Below are 21,905 nucleotides of genomic sequence, written 5' to 3' on the forward strand. Positions count from 1 at the left end.
AAAGCTCAAGGATTGCGGATGGGCAATACGGCCAAAATCGTCTTCATCGGCGCGACCAGCATCTCGTTCGGCATGAGCATGCTGCGCGACGTCATGTCGAGCGAGGAGCTCGCCGGCAGCACGCTTACCCTGGTCGGCAGGCACGCAGATTCCCTCGCGCGGGTGACAGAGCTGGCGCGCATGATGAACGCCAGGTCCGGCGCGGGGCTAACGATCGAAGCGACGACCGACCGGCTTGCCGCCCTGGACGGCGCGTCCTTCGTTGTCAACGCCAGCGCCATCGATCGCAACAGGCTCTGGAAGTACGACTTCGAGATTCCGCGCAAGCACGGCATTCGTCACACGCTCGGCGAAAACGGCGGTCCCGGCGCGCTGTTCTTCACGCTCCGCACCTTGCCCTTGCTGTTTGATATCGCTCGCGACATGGAGCGGCAATGCCCCGGCGCATTGCTGATCAATTTTTCCAACCCCGAAAGCCGCATCGTGCTGGCGCTCGGCAAATACAGCCCGATCAAAAACATCGGGCTGTGTCACGGCGTCTTCATGGCGCGCGACTATCTCGCGCACATCATGGGCCTGCCCAACGAGCAGGTCGACGTTCTGGCCGCGGGCATCAATCACGCGCAGTGCCTCATGCACGTGCGGCGGCACGACACCGGCGAAGATCTGTACCCGCTCTTCCGCCAGAAAGAGCGGGGCTTTGATCCAACCTACCAGCCACTGTCACGCCGGCTGTTCCGCACCTTCGGTTACTGGATCGGATGCGGCGACAGTCATGTCGGCGAGTTCCTGCCGTTTGGATGGGAAGGCGGCGAAGCCGGCTACGACTTCAAATGGGACGAACGCAACCGGCAGGACATGGCCAAACAGATGGACGACATCGTCGCCAACCGGACTCCGATGCCAAAGGATTGGCTCACACCCTCGGGTGAACGTGGCGTTGCCGTCATCACCGGCATCCTCCACAACCGTCACCGGTTTATCGAATCCGCCATCGTTCCTAATGGGGGCGTCATTCCGAACCTGCCGACCGATGCGGCCGTCGAAGTGCCGGTCATGGTTGACGCCGCCGGCGTTCATCCTGTTTCGCTCGGCCCGCTGCCGGACGGCGTTGGCAAGCTCCTCGGCACGCAGGCCGCGGTGCAGGAACTGGCGGTCGAAGCGGCTGTCCGCGCATCCAAGGAAATCGCCTTGCAGGCCTTGATGATCGACCCGGTCGTCAATTCAGCGGACGCCGCCGTCGCGATGCTGGACGAGCTCTGGGAAATCAATCGACCCTACATTCGTGAATGCGTCTAGCCGGAACCGCATATGAGCAGCAACAAGCGCAAAGCAGATTTCGTCTGGGGCGTCTCGACCTCGAACTATCAGATCGAAGGTGCCGCCCATGAAGACGGTCGCGGGCCCGGCATCTGGGATACGTTCAGCGCGCAAGGCAAGATCGCCAACAACGACAACGCCGACGTGGCATGCGACCACTATCATCGCTATCCCGAAGATATTGCCCTTATGCGGGACATGGGCGTCGACGCCTACCGGTTCTCGATTTCATGGCCGCGCGTGCTCCCCGAAGGACGCGGCCGCATCAACGAAGCAGGGCTGGCGTTTTACGATCGGCTGATCGATCGGCTGATCGCCACCGGCATCGAACCCTGGCTTTGCCTCTATCACTGGGACTTGCCGCAGACCCTCGAGGATCTTGGCGGCTGGACCGCGCGCGACAGCGCGACGTGGTTCGGCGACTTCGCCGCTCTCGTCGGCCGCCGCTATGGCGACCGCGTCAAGCGAATTGCCACCTTCAATGAGCCGGCGGTGTTCTCGCTGCTCGGCTATGCCTACGGTTCACATGCGCCCGGAAAGGTGAACCACGACGCTCTCCTGAAAGTCATTCACAACGTCAATCGCGCCCATGGCCGCGCGGTGGACGCGATCCGCGCGAGCGTCGAACGCGCTTCGATCGGATCGATCCACAACGTGCAACCGTGCCGGCCGGCCAGCGACAGCGCCGTCGACCGGATCGCCACTGAAAGGTTCGACGAGTACTGGAACCGGGCGTTCCCCGGACCGCAGATTCTCGGCACCTATCCGCCGCAGCTCGCCGAGGCGCTCGCGCCATTGATTCTGCCCGGCGATCTTGCCGAAATATGCCGGCCGATCGACTGGTTCGGCCTCAATCACTACGGTCCGCTCTACATCAAGGAGAGCACCGACATGCTCAAGAGCGGATTCGGTCCGGTCCCGGCCCATATTCCGCGTACCAGCATGGGATGGCCGATCGAGCCCGACGGCCTCCGGGAGACGTTGCTGATGCTGGACCGAACCTATTCGTTGCCGATCTATGTGATGGAGAACGGCACCGCGACCATCGACCACGTCGGCGACAACGGCGAGGTGCTGGACCAGGACCGCATCGATTACCTGAAGGCCTACATCGCGGCGATGGATGATGCGATCGCGGCGGGCGCCGATGTCCGCGGTTACTTCGTATGGTCGCTCATGGACAATTTCGAATGGAATAGCGGCTTCAAGGAACGCTTCGGCCTGATCCACGTCGATTACGCCACCTTGCAACGGCGGCCGAAGGCGTCGGCGAAGTGGTATGGCGAGCTCATCCGCGCCCGGCGCGGCAAGCAGATGGCCGCGCCCGGCGCCGAAACCGCAGGCTGAAAAGCCATGCCGACAGAAGCGCCCGCAGGTTCGCCGGACATGAAGGCCAAACCGAAGGCCGAACGCAATCCGGCGCATGGCAGTTCGAATCTTCGACTCGTCTCGCGTTTCTGGGCAAGCGCCAGCGGCTACTGGCGACACGACTCGCGAACCGCCTGGATGCTGACCATCGGCTTGATTATTCTCATCGCCGGCAATCTCGCTGTTGGTCTGGTGCTCAATCGCTGGAACAAATGGTTTTTCGATGCCCTCGAACAGCGAAATGCCGCGGAACTGCTCCGCCAGGGGTTGATCTTCGTGCCCTTGGCCGCGAGCAGCGTCGCCCTTGGCGTTACCAGTGTCTATTTCCGGATGACGATCCAGCGCCTGTGGCGCGCGTGGATGAACGGGCATGTGCTCGACCGTTGGCTCGCCCACGATCATTACTATCAGCTCAATCTGGTTCGCGGCGAGCATCAGAATCCGGAGTATCGGATCGCGGAAGATCTTCGCGTTGCCACCGATGCTCCGGTTGATTTCGCCGTCGGCCTGCTGACGGCGGTTCTGTCGGCATCGGCGTTCATTATCGTCCTGTGGACAATCGGCGGGTCGCTCACATTGGCGATTGCCGGCGTCACCGTCACCATTCCGGGCTTTCTCGTGCTCGGCGCCATCGCCTATGCACTGATCGGAAGCCTAGCCATGGTGTTCATCGGCCGGCGCTTCATCACAGTGTCCGAGCAGAAGAACCAGACGGAAGCCGAGTATCGCTTCGTCCTGCAGCGGGTGCGCGAGAACGGCGAAAGCATTGCGCTGCTCGGCGGCGAGCAGGAAGAGCGCGCCGGGCTCGACCGGTCGTTCGCCGGCGTGCTTAGCCGCTGGCGGGACCTTTGCTTCCAGCACATGCGCACGACAGTCGTGTCGCAGACGAGTTCACTCGTCGTCTGGGCCGTGCCGGTGCTTCTGGCCGCCCCGAAATATCTCGATGGCTCGATGACGCTCGGCGCGGTGATGCAGGCGACGTCGGCCTTCGTCATCGTGCAGGGCGCATTCGGCTGGATTGTCGACAACTATCCGCGCTTTGCCGATTGGACGGCATCCGCGCATCGCGTCGCGTCGCTGCTGGTGTCCCTCGATGCTCTGGCGGCCGCCGAAAAGACCGGCAGCGGACATATCAGCCGCGGTGTCACCGAGGAGGCGGCGCTCCGGCTGCGCAACGTGTCCGTCACACTCGACGACGGCACGTCAGTCGTCGACGACACCGAGGTCAGCATAGCACCCGGCGAGAAGATCCTCGTCGTCGGCGAATCCGGCACCGGCAAGAGCACACTGGTGCGGGCCATTGCCGGATTGTGGCCCTGGGGTGAGGGCGAAATCCTGTTTGGGCCCGGCTCGAAGCTCTTCCTGTTGCCGCAGAAGCCTTACATCCCCGTTGGCAGCCTGCGGCGCGCCGCAACCTACCCGACACCCGCCGATAAGATCGACGTCGAGCGCATCAAGGAAACGCTGGAGGCCGTCGGGCTCGGCTATATCATCGAGCGGCTCGACGAAGAGGGCGTGGCCTGGGACCATGTGCTGTCGGGCGGCGAGAAGCAGCGCATTTCCTTCGCCAGGCTGCTGATCCATAGCCCGTCGATCGCCATCCTCGACGAGGCAACCTCCGCTCTCGATCGCGCCAGCCAGGAGCGAATGATGACCCTGGTGGCCGAACGCCTGCCCAAGACGACGCTGATCAGCGTCGGGCACCGGCCCGAACTGGAGGCGTTCCACGACCGGGAACTGGTGATGGAATGGCGGGCCGGCGGGTCCAGGCTGGTGCGCGATATCGACCTTAAATCCTGGCTTCCGGTCCGATCCGGCCAGTCCGGGTGGTGGCGCCGCCGCGGCGGATGAGGGTCTCAGCATCAGCATTTTCAAACGCCCTGCGCTGACGATTGGGCGCACAAAACCCAGAGCCCGTACTAAGGTCGGATGAAACTAAAAGTAAATAATATCAATAACTTATATTGATTCATGCGCGTTGGTAGACGGTGACGACCAACCCCGAAACCCGCTCATGGTTAGTCGGGTCTTAACCTCGCCCCTCCTATTGTGCTTCACGTTTCGCCACGGGGGCCCCCACGCGATCCCGACTGCCGGGAGCCGGTTCAGCGGAATCGATCGCGCGCCAACCCTCCCCGGCAATGTGTCGTTTATGTCCCTGCAGTCCGCCCAGCGCGAAAATCCCACCTCCGCCGCGGCGGCCACTGAGGCCAGCCGCTCGCCTTTCGTGCGGCTGACCGATCTCATCGCCGGCATTGCGCCGGGCAAGCCGGTCATCAATCTGTCGGTCGGCGAGCCGCAGCACGCCATCCCGGATTTCGTCGGCCCCGTCATCGCGCAGCATGTCGCCGAGTTCGGCAAGTACCCGGCCAACAAGGGCACCGATCCGTTCCGGCAGGCCGTCGCGCAATGGCTCGGCCGCCGTTACGCGCTGGAAAAACCCGTCAATCCGGAAAGCGAAGTACTGGTGCTCAACGGCACCCGTGAGGGCCTGTTCCTCGCCGCCATCGCCGCCAAGCGCTACGTCAAGAACCGCGCTGGAACGCCGGCGATGCTGATCCCGAATCCGTTCTATGCCGCTTATGCCGCCGGCGCGGCGGCGGCCGAATGCGAGCCGGTCTATCTGCCATGCCGCCGTGAGACCGGCTTCCTGCCCGATCTCGACGCGCTCGATCCGGCGTTGCTCAAGCGCACCGTCGCCTTCTACTTCGCCTCGCCGGCCAACCCGCAGGGCGCGGTCGCCGATCGCGCCTATCTTGACAAGCTTGTGGCGCTGTCACGCCGTTACGGCTTCATCATTTTCGCCGACGAGTGCTATTGCGAGATTTACACCAAGGACAAGCCGGCCGGCATGCTGGAAGCAGCCGGCGCCGGTTTTGCCAACACCATTGTCTTCCATTCGCTGTCGAAGCGCTCGAATCTGCCCGGCCTGCGCATGGGCTTTGTCGCCGGCGATGCGAGCTTCCTCGCGGCCTTCCTCGAACTGCGCAATGTTGCCGCGCCGCAGGTGCCGACACCGCTGCAGCACGTCGCCGTCGCTGCCTATAATGACGAGGCACACGTTCAGAAGAACCGCGAACTCTACAACGCCAAGTTCGATCTCGCCGATCAGATCATCGGCGATCGTTACGGCTACAAGCGGCCGGCCGGCGGCTTCTTCCTCTGGCTCGACGTATCGAAGCAGGGCGGCAGCGAAGCGGTGACCAAGCTCCTGTGGGCCGAGGCCGGCGTGCGCGTCGTGCCCGGCAAATATCTGGCGCGCGAACAGGCCGACGGTTCCAATCCGGGCGCCGACTACATCCGCGTCGCCATGGTGCAGAACGCTGAAACCACCGCCGAGGCACTGCACCGCATTGTGGAAGTTCTCGGCTGACAATGAATTATTCACCGGCACTGGCTCAAAAGGGTGATGTGAAGGGGCACTAGAGAGAAGAATGGCAGCCACTGACCGCAATCTCGATGTCGTCGCTTTTGTCGCGGATCATTTCCGCGACATTCTGCGCCGCCGTCTGAGCGAGCTGGCGGGGCTCGCGCTGCTCTCCTGCGCGCTGCTCGGCGCTATCGCGCTCGCCACCTGGTCGGTGCAGGACCCTTCGCTCAGCCACGCCACGCAGAAGCCGATAAATAATCTGCTCGGCCTGCCCGGCGCCATCTTCGCCGATCTGGCGATGCAGCTGCTCGGCCTCGCCAGTGTCCTTTTGTTGCTGCCGGAGGCGATCCTCGGCTGGCGGCTTCTGTCCCACAAACCGGTCGGCGAAGGCTGGCGCACGCTGGTCTGGATTCTCGCGGCCTTTCTGACCGCCGGTTTTGCCTCGACGCTGCCGCGCATCGGCACCTGGCCGCTGCCGACCGGACTCGGCGGCGCCTGCGGCGATGCCGTGCTCATCCTGCCGGCACTGATCCTCGGCTCGGCTTTCAAGGGTGTCGGCCTGATCATTGTCGCCGCTGTTCTGGCACTGATGGCAGTCCTGGCCGTCGCTGTCGCGGCCGGCGCCTTCTTCAAGCGCCGCGATGAACTGGCCAAGGCCGCCGAGGCAGACGACGAAGAAGAGGACGACGAGGAAGCAGAGGAAGCCGACCGCGGCTCGCCGTTCCTCGGCATGATCGTCCATGCGTTGCTCAGCTGGAAGGCGCGTTTCGGCCTGTGGCTGCGCGGCCGCCTGGAGCGCCGGGCCGAGCCCAAACCGGTCGTCGCCAAGGGTGCGCGCCAGGAGCCGCGCTTCGATGCACTCGGCCGTGTCGCCGCGCCAAGCACGGCGCCGGCGATGGAGGAAGAGGACGAATACGAGGACGACGAGGAGGAAGAAGAAGCTCCCGCCAAGGTCAAGCGCACCACCGCGCCGGCCAAGAAGAAAGGCGGTCGCTTCCAGCTTCCCTCGCTCAATTTCCTCACAGCGCAGAAGCCCGGCGAACGCACGGCGATGCCGAAGGATGTCATCGACGCCGCGGCGCAGCAGCTGGAAAGCGTGCTCGGCGATTTCGGCGTGCGCGGCGAGATCGTCAATGCGCGTCCCGGTCCGGTCGTCACCTTGTACGAACTCGAGCCCGCGCCCGGCATCAAGTCGTCGCGCGTCATCGGCCTTGCCGACGACATCGCCCGCTCGATGAGCGCGGTGTCGGCGCGCGTCGCCGTGGTCGCCGGCCGCAACGCCATCGGCATCGAACTGCCGAACCCGGTGCGCGAGAAGGTCTATTTCCGCGAACTGCTTTCGACCAAGGACTACAACGAATCCTCGGCGAAGCTGCCGCTCTGCCTCGGCAAGACGATCGGCGGCGAAAGCGTCATCGTCGATCTGGCGCGCATGCCGCATCTCTTGATCGCCGGCACCACCGGCTCGGGCAAATCGGTTGCCATCAACACCATGATCCTGTCGCTGCTGTACCGGCTCACGCCGGACCAGTGCCGCCTGATCATGGTCGACCCGAAGATGCTCGAACTCTCCGTCTACGACGGCATCCCGCATTTGCTCACGCCCGTCGTCACCGATCCGAAGAAGGCGGTGGTCGCGCTCAAATGGGCGGTGCGCGAGATGGAAGGCCGCTACAAGAACATGGCCAAGCTCGGTGTGCGCAACATCGACGGCTATAACCAGCGCGTCGCCGAAGCGAAAGCCAAGGGCGAGGTGCTGACGCGTACGGTGCAGACCGGCTACGACAAGGAAACCGGCCAGGCGATCTACGAGAAGGAAGAACTGGCGCTCGAGCCGCTGCCCTTCATCGTCGTCATCGTCGACGAAATGGCCGACCTGATGATGGTCGCCGGCAAGGACATCGAAGGCGCTATCCAGCGCCTGGCGCAAATGGCGCGCGCCGCCGGCATCCATGTCGTGCTCGCCACCCAGCGCCCGTCGGTCGACGTCATCACCGGCACCATCAAGGCGAACTTCCCGACCCGCATTTCCTTCCAGGTCACCTCGAAGATCGACTCGCGCACCATTCTCGGCGAGCAGGGCGCCGAACAACTGCTCGGCCAGGGCGACATGCTCTATATGGCCGGCGGCGGCCGCATCAGCCGCGTCCACGGACCTTTCGTTTCGGACGCCGAAGTCGAAAAGATCGTGAACCACCTCAAGACGCAAGGCGCGCCGGAATATCTGGAAGAAGTCACCGCCTCCGACGAGCTGGAAGAGGGCGAGGACGGCGCGGTGTTCGACAACACCAGCATGGGCGCGGACGGCGGCGGCGATCTTTATGCGCAGGCGGTCGCCGTCGTGAAGCGCGACCGCAAGGCGTCGACCTCCTACATCCAGCGGCGCCTGCAGATCGGCTACAACCGCGCCGCCTCGCTGATGGAACGCATGGAAAACGAAGGCATTATCGGCCAGGCCAACCACGCCGGAAAACGCGAAATTCTCATTCCCGAGGACCCGAACAGCGACCGTTACTGAATTTCGGACGCTGGATTTCGGGCTCTCGCTGCTGCGATTTGGCCCGAATCACCGCATGATCCGGATGTTCCGGGTCGTGAAATAGCCACAGCCGCTTCCTATCTCTTCCTGTCAGGGACGGCGGATCGACAGGCGCGAGGCGCGGAGATTTTGATGTTGCGAGTAGCGGCGACCATCACCACGGCGGCCATGTTGTTGGCCGCGCCGGCTCTGTTACTGGCTGCGCCGGCTTGGGCGCAATCGGTGCCGACGCCGAAGCCACGGCCGACCGCGGCCGCCCCCGCGGCAAAGACGGCGGTCAAGTCTGCGGCCAATGTCAACGACATGACCGCCTCGATCATCAAGCAGAAGAATATTCCGCGCGAGGCGCTGGTCGTCCGCGCTCAGGCGCCGAACCCCTCGAGCAATCCCTTTGCCGGATTGCTCGGCAAGACCCCGACCTCCACCGCGCAGCTCACGCCCGAGCAACGCAGCATCATCGACCGGATCAACGGCTATCTGTCGAACACGCCGCGTCTCACCGGCCGCTTCGTGCAGGTCGGTCCCGACGGCCGCCGTGCCGAAGGCGAGTTCTATTTGTCCAAGCCCGGCCGTGTGCGGTTCGAATATGACGATCCGAGCCCGATCGAACTGATCGCGGACGGCGACTCGGTCGTGATCCGCGACCGCAAGCTGGCGACGCAAGACGTCTACCCGCTGTCACAGACGCCGCTGCGCTTCCTGCTCGCCAACCGCGTCGACCTGATGCGCGACGCCAACCTGACCGCGGTCTATGCCGACGACACCTTCATCACCGCCGTGGTCGAGGAAAAGAACGGCGTGGTCGGCACCAGCCGGTTGATGATCATGTTCGACGCCAAGGACATGCAGCTCAAACAGTGGACTGTCACCGACCCGCAGGGCTACGACACCACGGTCGCGGTGTACAATCTCGACACCACCAAGACGCCGGACCCGAGCCTGTTCAAGGTCGATTATACACGGTACCGGTAGGGCCATGCTGTCGTCCCCGCGAAAGCGGGGACCCAGTAATCACCGAACTATCGGTGGATACTGGATGCCCCGCTTCCGCGGGGCATGACACCAAGAGTATGCTACCTTCATGCCCCTCAAAATCACCACCTGGAATATCAATTCCGTCCGCCTGCGCATCGATCTCGTCGCCAAATTCCTGAAAAGCGCGCGCCCCGACGTGCTGTGCCTGCAGGAAACCAAGTGCCCCGACGACGCCTTTCCGCTCAAGCGCTTCCATCGGCTCGGCTATGAATATACGGCACTGAGCGGGCAGAAGGGCTATCACGGCGTCGCCATCATCTCGCGCGTGCCGTTCGAGAGCTTCAGCATCGAGAACTTCTGCGGCAAGACCGACTGCCGTCACATCTCTATTGTTCTCGGCGAGCACGCCGGCCTGAAAGATCCGCTGACACTGCATAATTTCTACGTGCCGGCCGGCGGCGACGAGCCGGACCCCGAGATCAACGTCAAGTTCAAACACAAGCTCGACTTCCTCGACGAGATGACCGTGCTGCCGTCACTGCGCCCGGCCGCGGGCCAGCGCGCCATCCTGGTCGGCGATCTCAACGTCGCGCCGCTGGAGCACGATGTGTGGAGCCACAAACAGATGTTGAAAGTGGTGTCGCACACGCCGATCGAATGCGAGAAGCTCACCGCCGCGCAGAAGGCCGGCGGCTGGATCGATGCCATGCGCGTACTCACGCCGGAGCCGGAAAAGCTCTTCACCTGGTGGAGTTACCGCGCGATGGAAAACTGGCTTACATCCAACCGCGGTCGCCGGCTCGATCACGTCTGGACCTCCGACGCGCTCGCCGGACAGGTGTCAAAGATCAAGATCGCCAAGGATTTCCGTGGCTACGAGAAGCCTTCCGATCATGTGCCGGTGACGGCGACGGTGGAGGTTTGATGTCTTCCTTCCCCTCTCCCCCAAGGGGAGAGGGGAAGAAAAAGAGGCGGCTCAGCCGCTCCCCTTCTCCATCATCTTCTTCACGGCATTGAGTTCGCCCTGCCAGCCATCGAGGCGCTTGGCGAACAGATCGCGCAGCGCCACCGCCGCGGCCGGGTAGCCTTCGAGCATCTTGCGGAACAGGTTGCGCGTGATACGCACCACCGTCACCGGCTCGCGCGCCACAGCGGTGAAATGCCAGACCATGTCGGTCAGCATTGCCAGCTCGCCGATCAAAGTGCCAGGACCAACCACACGGTCCTTGCCTTCGGCATAAGTGCCGGACTCGAGCGACAGCGTACCCTCGAGCACAATGTAACCGCCATCGGCGAGATCGCCGGCATAGAACAGCACCGAGCCCATCTGGAACGACCGCGTCTCGGCGCCGATAGCGAGAATGCGCACGGCCTCCTTGTCCAGCGCCGCGAACAGCGGCACCTGACGGAAGAAGACTATGTCGTCATCGAGGGACATTACTATTCGGCTGCCCCGTTCGTCGCGGTAACATAACTACCCGCTTCATTTCTGGATTCCCGCTTTCGCGGGAATGAACGGAGTTTGTGACCACTCACAATACTCACGGCACCAGCTTGTAGCCGCCGGCTTCGGTCACCAGGATGGCCGGCGTCGCGGCGTCCTTCTCGACCTTCTGCCGCAGCCGATAGATGTGTGTTTCGAGCGTGTGCGTGGTGACGCCGGAATTGTAGCCCCACACTTCCTGCAGCAGCGTCTCGCGCGACACCGGCTTCTGCCCGGCGCGATAGAGATAGCGCAGGATCGCGGTTTCCTTTTCGGTCAACCGGACCTTGCTGCCCTTCGGGTTGAGAAGCAGCTTCGAGCTTGGCCGGAATGAATAGGGCCCAATGGTGAACACCGCGTCTTCGCTTGCTTCATGCTGGCGCAGTTGCGCGCGGATGCGCGCCAGCAACACGGCGAAGCGGAACGGCTTCACCACGTAATCGTTGGCGCCCGATTCGAGACCGAGAATCGTGTCGCTGTCGGTATCGTGGCCGGTCAGCATGATGATCGGCGCCTTGAAGCCGCCCTTGCGCAGGATCTTCACCGCCTCGCGGCCGTCGATATCGGGCAGGCCGACATCCATCAGAACCAGATCGACCTGGTCGGTCTTGGCGGTCTGAACGCCCTTGGTCCCATTCTCGGCGGTGACGGTGTCGAACTCGTCATGCAGCGCCAGCTGCTCGACCAGCGCTTCCCGCAGTTCGGCATCGTCATCGACAATCAGAACGGTCCGCTTGCTGGGCATCGCTCGGCAGTCTCCTCACGGGTCACGAACGTCATCTTATCGGCGCGGGAAGGAATAGGAAATTCCTGCGGCCTTATCCATCCTGTGCCAAAAAAGGCAAGTCGAAACTGGCATTTAGGCTCGAATCGCGGTTACGCTACCGCCCAGAATGATTACCCGCACACTCTCCGCGCTCCGCGTCCGGCGCCGCCCGGGCAACCCCCGGCAGGGCTGGCTGACCGCCGGTCCCTTTGTCCTCCCGGTCGCCATCGGCCGCGGAGGCATCAAGGCCAACAAGCGCGAGGGCGACGGCGGCACCCCGCGCGGGACATTCCGGCTGAAGCGGCTGTGGTGGCGTGGCGAGCGCCATATCCGGCCACCAACCTTGCTGCCGTCCCGCCGCATCAAGGCCGATGACGGCTGGTGCGAGGACCCGGCGTCGCGGCATTACAACCAGCCGGTCAAGGTGCCGCCCGGCTCAAGCGCCGATCGCCTGGCGCGCGCCGACCACCTCTACGACTTCATCATCGAACTCGACCACAACACCCGGCCGCGCATCGCCGGCCGCGGCAGCGCCGTCTTCATTCACGCCGCGCGACCGCAATTCGCGCCCACCGCCGGCTGCGTCGCGCTCGACATTCACGCCTTGCGGAAACTTATCGGCCGCTTCGGGCCGCGCACCCGCATCGTGGTTGAGTAAGCGTTAAACAAGTCGCCGGCCGCCGCTACCGTTCCTTAAGCATGCGCGCGGCCACCCCTGCGGCCGTCATCCATTTTAACGGTCAACCCATCGGGGCCTGTTATTTGTTGCTTCGGGCGGACGTACAACGTCCCACAAAGCAGGCACGCCTCGAGGGCGGATATGGACACGATTCAACCCACCGGCATTTCATCGTCGTCGCAGCCGTTGGGCCGCGTAATCGCCGTCACCGGCGCTCAGGCCAGCGTCGATATCAACGGGCGCCCCCTGGGCTCGGAAACACCGACCGTCGGCAAGTTCATGGCGCTGACGACGGCGAAGGCGCTGATCGTCGCGCTGATCACCGACGTCCGGGAAGAGCCGATCGCCGGCGCTAGCGGCAACGCCGCCTATCGCAAGATCGCGCATCTCGACCTGATTGGTGAAATTAAGAACGTCGACGGCAGCCAGCGCTTCCAGCGCGGCGTCACCGAATATCCCAATATCGGCGACCAGGCCGCCATGCTGGGCGAACGCGAACTGCGCTTTGTTTACGGCGGCGCCGACGGCAACCACGCCTATATCGGCGACCTGCAGCAGAACCCCAAGATCGGCGTCCATATCGACATCGACAGTCTGGTCAGCCGTCACTTCTCCATTCTCGGCACCACCGGCGTCGGCAAGTCGAGTGGCGTCGCCATCATCCTGCAGAAGATTCTCGAGACGCGCCCAAACCTGCGCATCTTTCTGGTCGATCCGCATAACGAATATGGCCGCTGCTTTGGCGACAAGGCCAATGTCCTCAATCCGCGCAACCTGCGTCTGCCGTTCTGGCTGTTCAATTTCGAGGAAACCGTCGATGCCTTCTTCGGCGGGCGGCCCGGCGTCGAGGAAGAAGTCGAGATCCTCGCCGAGGTGATCCCGCTCGCAAAAGGCGCCTATCTGCAATTGCGCAACGGTGGCGGCAATAATGGCAACGGCCTGCTGACGAAAAAGAAGGAGGCCCGCGACTTCGGCTTCACCGCCGATACGCCGGTACCCTACCGCATCGAGGATCTCATCGGCCTGCTCGATGAGCGCATGGGCAAACTGGAAAACCGCTCGCGCGCCACCGTCTATCACCGCCTGATCGGCCGCATCCAGACCTTCCGCAATCACCCACGCTACGCCTTCATGTTCGAGAACGCGAACATCGGCGGCGACACCATGGCGGAAATTCTCGGCTCGCTGTTCCGCCTGCCGCCGAATGGCAGACCGATGACGGTGATGCAACTCGCCGGCTTCCCGGCCGAAGTCGTCGACTCGGTCGTGTCGGTGCTGTGCCGCATGGCGTTCGATTTCGGCCTGTGGAGCGACGGTGTCGCGCCACTCCTGTTCGTCTGTGAAGAAGCGCATCGCTACGCGCCGGCCGACAAGAAGATCGGCTTCGGCCCGACCAAGCGCGCGCTCTCGCGTATCGCCAAGGAGGGCCGAAAATACGGGGTTTTCCTCGGCCTGGTCACGCAGCGTCCCGCCGAGATCGACACAACCATCATCTCGCAATGTTCGACGTTGTTCGTCATGCGCCTCGCGAGCGAAGGCGATCAGAAGCTGATCCGCTCGGCCGTCTCCGACGCCGCCGCCAGCCTGCTCGATTTCATTCCCTCACTCGGCACCCGCGAAGTCTTCGCCTTTGGCGCCGGCGTGGCGCTGCCGACGCGCATGCGCTTCCTCGAGCTCACCGCCGACAAGCGGCCGAACAGCGAGGCCTCCGGCTCGACGCAGTCGCAGGCGGGCACCAACATGGATCGCGACCTGCTGACGTCGGTCATCGACCGCTGGCGCAGCGCCAGCATGAGCCAGCGCATCAGCGACGATCTCTACGACGACGGCTCGTCCTTCGACGCGCCGCCGCTGCAGCCCAGCCAGCCAGCCGCTTATCAACCAGCGCCGCCCGTGGCGCCAACGCCGCCCAATCTCGGCTCGCAATATGTGCAGGCGCCGGCGCCGTCCTACGCGCCGGTTACAGCGGCGCCTTACACTGCGCAGCCGGCCGCGCCGGCACAACGGCCGGATGGCTTGCGTTCAAGCCTGTTGAAGAAGCCGCTCGACCAGCTCGGCAGCGGCAGCCCGAGTGCCGGTTCGCCGAACAAGCCGATCCTGCCGTCGCGATTTCGATAACACCATCGACTATTCACGCAGCGTTGCGCCGCCCACTCTTCCCCTCTCCCCTTGAGGGAGAGGGTGGCGAGTGCGGAGCGATAGCGAGCACGAGCCGGGAGAGGGGTAATTTCTACGCTCGACCCCTCTCCCGCCTCGCTCATGCTTTCGCATTCGCTCGGCACCCTCTCCCTCAAGGGGAGAGGGGAAAGAAGGCAACGACTTTCTGAGGCGAAACGAAAGCGCCTACTTCCTTCCCACCAGATCGATCAGCGCCGACAGCCCGGCATGGCCGGGGCCTTCGTGGATTTCGGCGTCGTACTCACGAACGTCGATCGACATGAAGCCGGCGAAGGCCGCTTCGAGCATCTCGCGGGTGTAGAGGTTCTCGAGCTTGCCCGGACCGCCGGTCTTGTATTCGAGCTGCTTGGGCCGATAGCCTTCAAGCAGCAGGAGGCCGCCGGGCTTCAACGCCTTCCTGATGCCGGCGAAAATTTTCGCGCGGTCATGAGGGCTCGCGAACTGGAAAAAGATCGCGGCGATCACATCGAAGGCATTGGCCGGCCAGTCCCAGTTGATGATATCGACCTGCTCGACGCCCATGGTCACGCCGCGCGAGGCCGCGAGCTTGCGCGCCTTGGCCTGCGCATTGGGCGAGAAATCGACCGACAGCACATCGAGGCCTTGTTCAGCGAGAAACACGCCGTTGCGGCCTTCGCCATCGGCGATCGCCAGCGCTGTCTCGCCCTTGCGAAGCAGATGCGCGTGCGCCTTGAGAAAGGCGTTCGGCTCGGTGCCGAAGCGATACTCGTCGCCGGCGAAGCGCTCCTGCCAGTGATCGAAGTCCGTCTTCTCGCTCATGTCTCCGATCCCTTGAACGGCGGCCGCGCGCCGAAAATGGCGCTGCCGACACGGACATGCGTGGCTCCGAGCGCGATGGCGTCGGCGAAATCGGAGCTCATGCCCATCGACAACAGCTTGAGCCCGTTACGCTGCGCGATCTTGGCAGTCAGCGCGAAGTGCGGCCCCGGCGCTTCCTCGACCGGCGGAATGCACATCAGGCCGGAAATCGTCAGGCCGTAAGTCACGGAACAAGCCTTGATGAAAGCATCCGCATCCTGCGGCAACACACCGGCTTTCTGCGGTTCGGCGCCGGTGTTGATCTGCACGAACAAGGTCGGCGCCTTGCCGGCCTTGTCGATCTCCTTCGACAGCGCCTCGCACAGGCTGGTGCGATCGACCGAATGAATGGCGTCGAACAGCGCCACGGCTTCCTTGGCCTTGTTGGACTGCAACGGGCCGATCAGATGCAGCTCGATTCCCGGATACTTCTCGATCAGCGCCGGCCACTTGCCCTTGGCTTCCTGCACGCGGTTCTCGCCGAACACACGCTGGCCGGCCTCGATCACCGGTACGATGTCTTCCGCCGGAAACGTCTTCGACACCGCGATCAATGTCACGCTCGCGGGATCACGGCCAGCATCCTTGCAGGCGCGCGCGATTTCGGTGCGGACGTGAAGCAGATTTTCAGTCGTCATTCTGTCATGACCGGCATGTCCCGGCCGTCCCGAGCGAAAGGCGATGCTTCTGCCTATCCAAGCGCGCCGCCCGCGACAAGCCCGGCGCTGAAGGCGCGCCGCAGACCCTAGATAAACGGGCGGTTTTTTTGCGGCGCGGGCACGGTACCGGCCAGGCCGTGGAGCACGCCTTTGTCCAGCAGCTCGAAATCCCGGCCTTGCCAGCGGATCGCCTTGGTCGCCATCAGGCGCTTGAGCGTCTTGTTGGTATGGACCAGCGACAGGCCGAGCGCGTCGGCAAGGTGCTGCTGGGTGAAGGGAAACTGCACGACATTGTTTCGCGCCATGCCGAGTTCGCTGGCGCGATTGTAAAGATGGAGCAGAACGTAGGCGACGCGCTCGAGCGCGCTGCGCCGGCCGATGCTGACCAGATGCTCTTCCAGCATCTGCTCCTCGCGCGCCGCGAGCCATGTGATGTCGAAGGCCAAGGTCGGATATTGGGAATAAAGCTCATAGAGCCGGTGTCGCGGCAGAACGCATAAGGTCAGCGGCGTCAGCGCCTCGACCGAATGCTCCATTTCCTCCATCACCGCACCTTGCAGGCCGACCATGTCCGCAGGCAGCGCGAAATTGAGAATCTGGCGACGGCCGTCATCGAGCATCTTGTAGCGGAAGGCCCAGCCCCTGAGCACCGTATAGAGGTGCTCGCTGCGTGAACCCTCGTACAAGAAGCTGGCGCCGGGTTCGACGCGTAGTTCGTCGACCTTGAATCGCTTGACGAATTCGAGCTCGTTCAGCGTAAACTCGCGCAAGCACGGCAGCCGCCGCAGCGGGCACTGCTCGCACGGCGTGATTTCGCCATTCGGCTTCGCGTTTCCAAGAATCATGCGGGGCCTCTCTAGCCCCAATCCTGCCGCATGCCAGCCATGATGCGCCGATAACGCCCCGTAAATATGCGAAACGCTATGTCTTATTTAAATGCGCCGCACCGGTAACTGATGAGACAAGCCTTGGGTTCCATACCGGAACCAGGAGTCATTTCATCGTGCCAACGTCAGAGCGTCCTCTCGCCGGCAAGCACGGCCTTGTGGTTGACGATGAATTCCTCATCGCGCTGGACCTCGAGGCGCTGCTGGCGAACGCGGGCGCACAGGTCGTCTGCGAGGGCAGCCCGGACAAGGCGCGCGCCGCGCTCGATGACGGAACATTCGATTTTGCCATTGTCGACCTCCATATTGGCGGCGGCATCGACAGTGGAGTATCGGTCGCCACGCTGCTGCACGAGCGCAGCATTCCCTTTGTCTTTCTGAGCGGGGTCTTCAGCAACGATCCGCAAGTCACCCGCTTCAATGCGCCGCTGGTGGAAAAGCCCTATCGGCCGGAAGCGCTAGTCGCGACGATCCGCCAGCTTTTCCACAAACCATAGGCAAAGCCGTCAATCGCGCAGCTCGATGCGGGCTCCGTCGGTCACGCGATCGCCGGGGTGCAGGACGACCTGCTCGCCCGCCTTGAGCCCATCGACCACCCGCGCCGCGTGCAGATTGCGTTCGGCGATCCTGACAGGCCGGCGCTCGGCGCGGCCGTCCGTTGCCACGAACACCGCCCAACTGTCGCCCTGCCGGAACAGCGCGCCGAGCGGCACCAGCAGGCCCTCGCCGCGCCAGATCGCGACCCGCGCGACGATGCGAAAGCCGTGACCGAGCTTTTGCCAGGCTTCGGACGGTCCAGTGAAATCCAGGATCACCTTGACGCGCTGCTCTTCGATGCCAAGCGCGGAGACCTTGGTAAAGCCGGTCGGCTCGACGCGCGTGACCTTCGCCTCCAGCGTCACGTCGCCGCCCCAGCTCTCGATCCTCGCCGGATCGCCCGGCTTGATGCGCACGGCGTCGCGCGACAGGAAATCGACGGCGATTTCAAGATCGCGCGGATCGCCAATCTCGATCAGCGGCGCGCCCGGCTGCACCACCTGCTCGCTCTTGGCGATGATCCTGAGCACGCGGCCGTCGATCGGCGAACGCACATCGATACAGCAGGATGCCGAAGGCGCCGCTTTCACACCCGGCTGGATCAGATGAGCCTTGGCGCTTTCGAGTTCGCGCTTGCGCACTTCCAGCGTCGCGATGGCGCTGGCGACACCGGCCTCCGCCGAATCGACGTCGAGCTTGGCCTTTTCCAGTCCGCGGGCGGAAATGGTGTGGCTCGCGGCCAACTCCTCGGCGCGCCGCAGGTCGCCTTTCATGAATTCAAGTTGCGCCCTCGCCTGCTTGATCTGCGCTTCCGCCAGATCGACCGCGGCCTGCGCGGCCTGCACCGCGGCCTCATTGACGCGCTGGGTGCGTATGTCGAGAAGCGTCGGATCGATCGGCTCGATCGAAGCGACGATGGTTTTATCCGCCAGGACGTCGTCGCCTTCCTCCCGCATCGTGCGCCGCATCTTGCCGACTATCGGGGACGACACCGTATAAACCTCGCGAATGCGGGTGATGCCTTCATCCTCGACCGTCACTTCGAGCGGGCCGGTCGCGATCGTGGCAAGATCGACCGGCACCGGCTGCGGCAGCAACGCCCACACGATCAGGCCGATGATCCCCAACCCGATCAGCGCCGCGACACCACGTCTGACGACCTTGCCGAACACCGCCTACTCCCTCGTTTTGAGCACTTCGATGAGATCGAGCCGGTCGATGCGCTGGCGCACCACCAAGGCCGACGCCAGCGCCGAGGCAAACACAATCACACTCGCCCAGGCATAGACCGACCGCTCCACCACCAGAGGCACGCGATACAATTCGCTGTTGAAGCCTTGTACCATCGCCCAGGCGAAAAAATAACCGATGACCCAGCCGAGCGGTTGCGCCACGATCGTCAGTACGGCCAACTCGCTGAGCAGAATCGCCGACACTTCGCTCTTATGGAAGCCGAGCACGCGCAGGCTCGCCAGTTCGCGGCCCTGTTCCGACAGCGAGATGCGGGCGAAATTATAAACAACACCGAACGCAATGATCACGCCGAGCGAGACATAGACCGTGATCATGACCAGCAGGTTCTCCTGCAAGGTCTGCCGGAAATTCTGTAGCGTCGTGCGTTGCAGCGCGATGAAGTTGGCGACTGGCGTCGTCTTGAGACGCCGGAACAGTTCATCCTGCCGCGCGGTGTCGTACAGGAGATTGACGCCACTGATCGTCGCGCCTTCGCGCATCAGCCGGTTGAGTGCCGGCAGGCTCATATAGGCATTGAGCCCAAGATAGCCCTCGATGACGCCGGTCACCGGCAGCACGGCGCGGCGACGGTCACGCTCCAGCAATTCGACTTCGACGAGGTCGCCGACCTTGGCTTTGAGTATCCTGGCCAGCGCGTCGCTCAGCGCGATGCCGCTTTCCGGCAATTGCACCGGCATCAATCCCGGCCCCAGCACGCGGCTGAGATCGCCTTGCGGCGGCTTGCCGGAAATGGCGATGCGTCGCTCCACCGGGCCATGATAGATGCGCACCGGCACCGAGCGATACGGCTCCGCCGTCAGCACGCCGGGCAAGGCGAAGGTGTCGAAGTAAGCCGACATCGTGCGCTCGTGCCCAAAGTTGATCGTTGCGTTTGCCCGCTCCGCCCGATTGTAGGTGACGTCGATCATGAACTCGGTCGAGCCGAAGGCCCACATCGAGCCGACCAGCACCGAAACCGCCAGCGCAATGCCGAGGACGCTGCTCACGGTGCGGATCGGCCAGCGCAGGAGATGGCGCGTCACCATGATGAGCGACTGCGGAATATTGACGATCGCATAGAAGGCCTGCGGCAACAGCCGCCGATAGACCGCCGGCGCTGGCGGCGACATCGCCACCGCGGGCGGCAAGGCCACGACGTCGCGCACCGCCCGCAGCGCGCCGACGGCGGCGGCAGCGAGCGTCACGCCCGCCGCGATCACATAGATCGCCGGATCGGTGCGGAAGACAAGGAAGGGGAAATGATAAAAATCGGCATAAAGCCGCGTCATGCCGAAGCCGAGCCAGGTGCCGGCACCAATGCCGATGGCAATGCCGACCACAGCGATGGCCAGAGCGAACTGAAGATAGTGCCAGCCGACCGCGGCGCCGCCATAACCGAGCGCCTTCAATAGACCGATCTGCTCGCGCTCCAGCAGAATCAGGCGCGACAGCGTCATGTTGACCAGGAAGGCGGCGACCAGCAGGAACACCGGCGGCAGAATGCGGCTCATGGCTTTGAGCTGCTGCAATTCGGCGTCGAGAAAAGCGTGCGAGGTCTGGTCGCGGCGGCCATGCGCGCCGAGCCCGCCATAGCGCGCGAGAATGCCGTCGAGCTGCTGGATTGCTTCGGGCGCCGCCGCCGCGCTGGTCAGCTTCAGGTGCACGCTCGAAAACGCGCCAGTCAGATCATAGGCCGCCGCCAGCGCCTTTTCCCGCATCCACACGATGCCGTAGCGCTTGTCATCCGGGATCAGGCCGTAAGGCCCGAGCGAGTAGATGAACTCCGGCGACAGCGCCGTGCCGACAACACGCAGCGTGCGCTTTCGGCCGTTGAGGATGGCGTCGAAGGTCGAGCCGATGTCGAATTTATTGGCCTTGGCGAAGGGCTCACTGACAACGACCTCATTCTCGTCAGCCGGCAGCGGCAGCCGGCCGCTGCGCATATAAAGCAGATTGAGCTTCTGATCCTGAAACTCCGGAATGGAAACGAACATGGCCGAGGCCGGCTCGGGGACCGTCGGCAGATCGAGCAGCGCGATCTTGGCGATCCGCGTTTCGACCGACGCGACGCCCGGAATGCGCGCGATCTCGTCCTCGACGATCTTCGGCGCGCGCGTCAGGTCGGCGAACACGTCGGCGAAACGGTTGCGATCGTAATAGGCGGCGCGCGTTTCCGACAGCGACTGATAGGCGCCGATGCCGAGAATGAGCGTCGCCGCGCCGGCCGCCAGCACGAAAGCAATCGCCAGCGCCTGCGGCCATAACCGCACCAGATCGCGCAGCAGTTTGATGTGCAGTGCGCTCATGGTTGCTACCAACTGATCGCCGACGCCGGCTTGCGCTCGGCGACCACAGTGGACGAAACGATGCGGCCGTCGCCGAAATGCACGACGCGATGCGCGATATCCTGAATGGCGACGTTGTGGGTGATGATGAGCGTGGTGGCGCCGAGCTGGGCGTTCACCTGCGTCAGCGCTTCCAGCACCAGCACGCCGGTTTTGGAGTCGAGCGCGCCGGTCGGCTCGTCGCACAGCAGCACTTGCGGCCGCTTAGCGATGGCGCGGGCGATCGCCACGCGTTGCTGTTCGCCGCCAGAGAGCTGCGCCGGGAAATGGTCCATGCGGCTCTTGAGGCCGACGATTTCGAGCGCTTCCTCCGGCCGCATCGGATCGTTGGCGATCTCGGTGACCAGTGCCACGTTCTCCCGGGCGGTCAGGCTCGGCACCAGGTTGTAGAACTGGAACACGAAGCCGACATGGTCGCGGCGGTAGAGCGTCAGTTCGCGGTCGTTGAAGCGGCTGAGTTCGTGATCGGTGAACCAGGCTTCGCCGGACGTGGCACGGTCGAGCCCGCCAATAATGTTGAGGAAGGTCGATTTGCCGGAGCCGGACGGCCCGAGCAGCACCACGAACTCACCGGCCGCCGCCTCGAAATTGACGCCGCGCAGGGCGTGAACCTCGATGGCGCCGGTGACATAGACCTTGGTCAGGTCGCGGGTGCGGAAAACCGGTTGGCTCATGGCAGGTCCAGTATGCCCGGATCGGGCGGCAAAGGTTTGCGCTGTCGCAACGGTCCTTGGCAGCCGGTTTCAG

Annotated in this window: 18 protein-coding genes; 10 read left to right on the forward strand and 8 right to left on the reverse strand. The window is 63.7% G+C overall.

The window, feature by feature from the left end:
- The first annotated feature begins 18 nt into the window (after positions 1-18).
- From E8Q40_RS00835 to xth, 7 genes are all read left to right on the forward strand, one after another.
- Positions 19-1,299, forward strand: a complete 1,281-nt coding sequence (locus E8Q40_RS00835) for an alpha-glucosidase/alpha-galactosidase (protein WP_137042605.1) — start codon at positions 19-21, stop codon at positions 1,297-1,299.
- A 12-nt stretch (positions 1,300-1,311) separates the two neighbouring features.
- Positions 1,312-2,667 carry a GH1 family beta-glucosidase gene (locus E8Q40_RS00840; protein WP_137042606.1) on the forward strand — a complete coding sequence of 452 codons (1,356 nt, stop codon included), beginning with the start codon at positions 1,312-1,314 and terminating at the stop codon, positions 2,665-2,667.
- Between the two features lie 6 nt (positions 2,668-2,673).
- Positions 2,674-4,539, forward strand: coding sequence for an ABC transporter ATP-binding protein/permease (locus tag E8Q40_RS00845; protein ID WP_137042607.1), 1,866 nt, complete (start codon positions 2,674-2,676; stop codon positions 4,537-4,539).
- Between the two features lie 301 nt (positions 4,540-4,840).
- Positions 4,841-6,061: an aminotransferase class I/II-fold pyridoxal phosphate-dependent enzyme gene (locus E8Q40_RS00850; protein ID WP_137042608.1), complete on the forward strand. Its 1,221-nt coding sequence runs from the start codon at positions 4,841-4,843 to the stop codon at positions 6,059-6,061.
- 61 nt (positions 6,062-6,122) lie between these two features.
- The gene (locus tag E8Q40_RS00855) at positions 6,123-8,576 is read left to right on the forward strand and encodes a DNA translocase FtsK (RefSeq protein WP_137042609.1); all 2,454 of its coding nucleotides are present in this window, start codon (positions 6,123-6,125) and stop codon (positions 8,574-8,576) included.
- Positions 8,577-8,729: 153 nt separating this feature from the next.
- The gene (locus E8Q40_RS00860) at positions 8,730-9,569 is read left to right on the forward strand and encodes an outer membrane lipoprotein carrier protein LolA (protein WP_168197706.1); all 840 of its coding nucleotides are present in this window, start codon (positions 8,730-8,732) and stop codon (positions 9,567-9,569) included.
- A gap of 109 nt (positions 9,570-9,678) precedes the next feature.
- Complete coding sequence (gene xth, locus E8Q40_RS00865; protein WP_137042610.1) at positions 9,679-10,497, forward strand: exodeoxyribonuclease III; 819 nt, start codon at positions 9,679-9,681, stop codon at positions 10,495-10,497.
- A 51-nt stretch (positions 10,498-10,548) separates the two neighbouring features.
- Here xth and E8Q40_RS00870 read toward each other — a convergent pair whose 3' ends face one another.
- Together E8Q40_RS00870 and E8Q40_RS00875 are read right to left on the reverse strand one after the other, a co-directional pair.
- Positions 10,549-11,010, reverse strand: coding sequence for a cyclic nucleotide-binding domain-containing protein (locus E8Q40_RS00870; RefSeq protein WP_137042611.1), 462 nt, complete (start codon positions 11,008-11,010; stop codon positions 10,549-10,551).
- A 103-nt stretch (positions 11,011-11,113) separates the two neighbouring features.
- A complete protein-coding gene (locus E8Q40_RS00875; RefSeq protein WP_137042612.1) occupies positions 11,114-11,800 on the reverse strand; it encodes a response regulator transcription factor in 687 nt (228 codons plus the stop codon).
- Positions 11,801-11,948: 148 nt separating this feature from the next.
- On the opposite strand from E8Q40_RS00875, the gene E8Q40_RS00880 reads away from it, so the two are divergent.
- Positions 11,949-12,479 (forward strand): L,D-transpeptidase, encoded by a 531-nt coding sequence (locus tag E8Q40_RS00880; protein ID WP_137042613.1) that lies wholly within the window; start codon positions 11,949-11,951, stop codon positions 12,477-12,479.
- Between the two features lie 162 nt (positions 12,480-12,641).
- On the forward strand, positions 12,642-14,618 hold the full coding sequence (locus E8Q40_RS00885; protein WP_137042614.1) for an ATP-binding protein: 1,977 nt from the start codon (positions 12,642-12,644) through the stop codon (positions 14,616-14,618).
- Between the two features lie 225 nt (positions 14,619-14,843).
- Here E8Q40_RS00885 and E8Q40_RS00890 read toward each other — a convergent pair whose 3' ends face one another.
- From E8Q40_RS00890 to E8Q40_RS00900, 3 genes are all read right to left on the reverse strand, one after another.
- Complete coding sequence (locus E8Q40_RS00890; protein WP_137042615.1) at positions 14,844-15,458, reverse strand: bifunctional 2-polyprenyl-6-hydroxyphenol methylase/3-demethylubiquinol 3-O-methyltransferase UbiG; 615 nt, start codon at positions 15,456-15,458, stop codon at positions 14,844-14,846.
- The gene (locus tag E8Q40_RS00895) at positions 15,455-16,135 is read right to left on the reverse strand and encodes a YggS family pyridoxal phosphate-dependent enzyme (RefSeq protein WP_137042616.1); all 681 of its coding nucleotides are present in this window, start codon (positions 16,133-16,135) and stop codon (positions 15,455-15,457) included. The genes E8Q40_RS00890 and E8Q40_RS00895 overlap by 4 nt, the downstream gene beginning before the upstream one ends.
- Positions 16,136-16,242: 107 nt before the next feature.
- On the reverse strand, positions 16,243-17,001 hold the full coding sequence (locus E8Q40_RS00900) for a Crp/Fnr family transcriptional regulator (protein ID WP_137042617.1): 759 nt from the start codon (positions 16,999-17,001) through the stop codon (positions 16,243-16,245).
- A gap of 158 nt (positions 17,002-17,159) precedes the next feature.
- On the opposite strand from E8Q40_RS00900, the gene E8Q40_RS00905 reads away from it, so the two are divergent.
- Positions 17,160-17,540, forward strand: coding sequence for a response regulator (locus E8Q40_RS00905; protein ID WP_168197707.1), 381 nt, complete (start codon positions 17,160-17,162; stop codon positions 17,538-17,540).
- Positions 17,541-17,549: 9 nt separating this feature from the next.
- On the opposite strand, the gene E8Q40_RS00910 is transcribed toward E8Q40_RS00905, so the two are convergent.
- Genes E8Q40_RS00910 through E8Q40_RS00920 form a run of 3 tightly spaced genes read right to left on the reverse strand, consistent with a single transcriptional unit; the run spans position 17,550 to position 21,832 of the window.
- Positions 17,550-18,752, reverse strand: a complete 1,203-nt coding sequence (locus E8Q40_RS00910; RefSeq protein WP_246662970.1) for an efflux RND transporter periplasmic adaptor subunit — start codon at positions 18,750-18,752, stop codon at positions 17,550-17,552.
- A 3-nt stretch (positions 18,753-18,755) separates the two neighbouring features.
- Entirely contained in the window at positions 18,756-21,119 is a 2,364-nt protein-coding gene (locus E8Q40_RS00915) for an ABC transporter permease (RefSeq protein WP_137042619.1), read from the reverse strand.
- 5 nt (positions 21,120-21,124) lie between these two features.
- Positions 21,125-21,832, reverse strand: a complete 708-nt coding sequence (locus E8Q40_RS00920; RefSeq protein WP_137042620.1) for an ABC transporter ATP-binding protein — start codon at positions 21,830-21,832, stop codon at positions 21,125-21,127.
- Positions 21,833-21,905: the final 73 nt, after the last annotated feature.

The organism is Pseudolabrys sp. FHR47, assembly GCF_005153485.1.
Classification (GTDB): domain Bacteria; phylum Pseudomonadota; class Alphaproteobacteria; order Rhizobiales; family Xanthobacteraceae; genus Pseudolabrys.

What these genes read in the sequence shown, in the direction of transcription:
- E8Q40_RS00835 (WP_137042605.1), top strand. Translation starts at nt 19, where the DNA reads ATGGGCAATACGGCCAAAATCGTCTTCATCGGCGCGACCAGCATCTCG.
- E8Q40_RS00840 (WP_137042606.1), top strand. Translation starts at nt 1,312, where the DNA reads ATGAGCAGCAACAAGCGCAAAGCAGATTTCGTCTGGGGCGTCTCGACC.
- E8Q40_RS00845 (WP_137042607.1), top strand. Translation starts at nt 2,674, where the DNA reads ATGCCGACAGAAGCGCCCGCAGGTTCGCCGGACATGAAGGCCAAACCG.
- E8Q40_RS00850 (WP_137042608.1), top strand. Translation starts at nt 4,841, where the DNA reads ATGTCCCTGCAGTCCGCCCAGCGCGAAAATCCCACCTCCGCCGCGGCG.
- E8Q40_RS00855 (WP_137042609.1), top strand. Translation starts at nt 6,123, where the DNA reads ATGGCAGCCACTGACCGCAATCTCGATGTCGTCGCTTTTGTCGCGGAT.
- E8Q40_RS00860 (WP_168197706.1), top strand. Translation starts at nt 8,730, where the DNA reads ATGTTGCGAGTAGCGGCGACCATCACCACGGCGGCCATGTTGTTGGCC.
- xth (WP_137042610.1), top strand. Translation starts at nt 9,679, where the DNA reads ATGCCCCTCAAAATCACCACCTGGAATATCAATTCCGTCCGCCTGCGC.
- E8Q40_RS00870 (WP_137042611.1), bottom strand. Translation starts at nt 11,010, where the DNA reads ATGTCCCTCGATGACGACATAGTCTTCTTCCGTCAGGTGCCGCTGTTC.
- E8Q40_RS00875 (WP_137042612.1), bottom strand. Translation starts at nt 11,800, where the DNA reads ATGCCCAGCAAGCGGACCGTTCTGATTGTCGATGACGATGCCGAACTG.
- E8Q40_RS00880 (WP_137042613.1), top strand. Translation starts at nt 11,949, where the DNA reads ATGATTACCCGCACACTCTCCGCGCTCCGCGTCCGGCGCCGCCCGGGC.
- E8Q40_RS00885 (WP_137042614.1), top strand. Translation starts at nt 12,642, where the DNA reads ATGGACACGATTCAACCCACCGGCATTTCATCGTCGTCGCAGCCGTTG.
- E8Q40_RS00890 (WP_137042615.1), bottom strand. Translation starts at nt 15,458, where the DNA reads ATGAGCGAGAAGACGGACTTCGATCACTGGCAGGAGCGCTTCGCCGGC.
- E8Q40_RS00895 (WP_137042616.1), bottom strand. Translation starts at nt 16,135, where the DNA reads ATGACGACTGAAAATCTGCTTCACGTCCGCACCGAAATCGCGCGCGCC.
- E8Q40_RS00900 (WP_137042617.1), bottom strand. Translation starts at nt 17,001, where the DNA reads ATGATTCTTGGAAACGCGAAGCCGAATGGCGAAATCACGCCGTGCGAG.
- E8Q40_RS00915 (WP_137042619.1), bottom strand. Translation starts at nt 21,119, where the DNA reads ATGAGCGCACTGCACATCAAACTGCTGCGCGATCTGGTGCGGTTATGG.
- E8Q40_RS00920 (WP_137042620.1), bottom strand. Translation starts at nt 21,832, where the DNA reads ATGAGCCAACCGGTTTTCCGCACCCGCGACCTGACCAAGGTCTATGTC.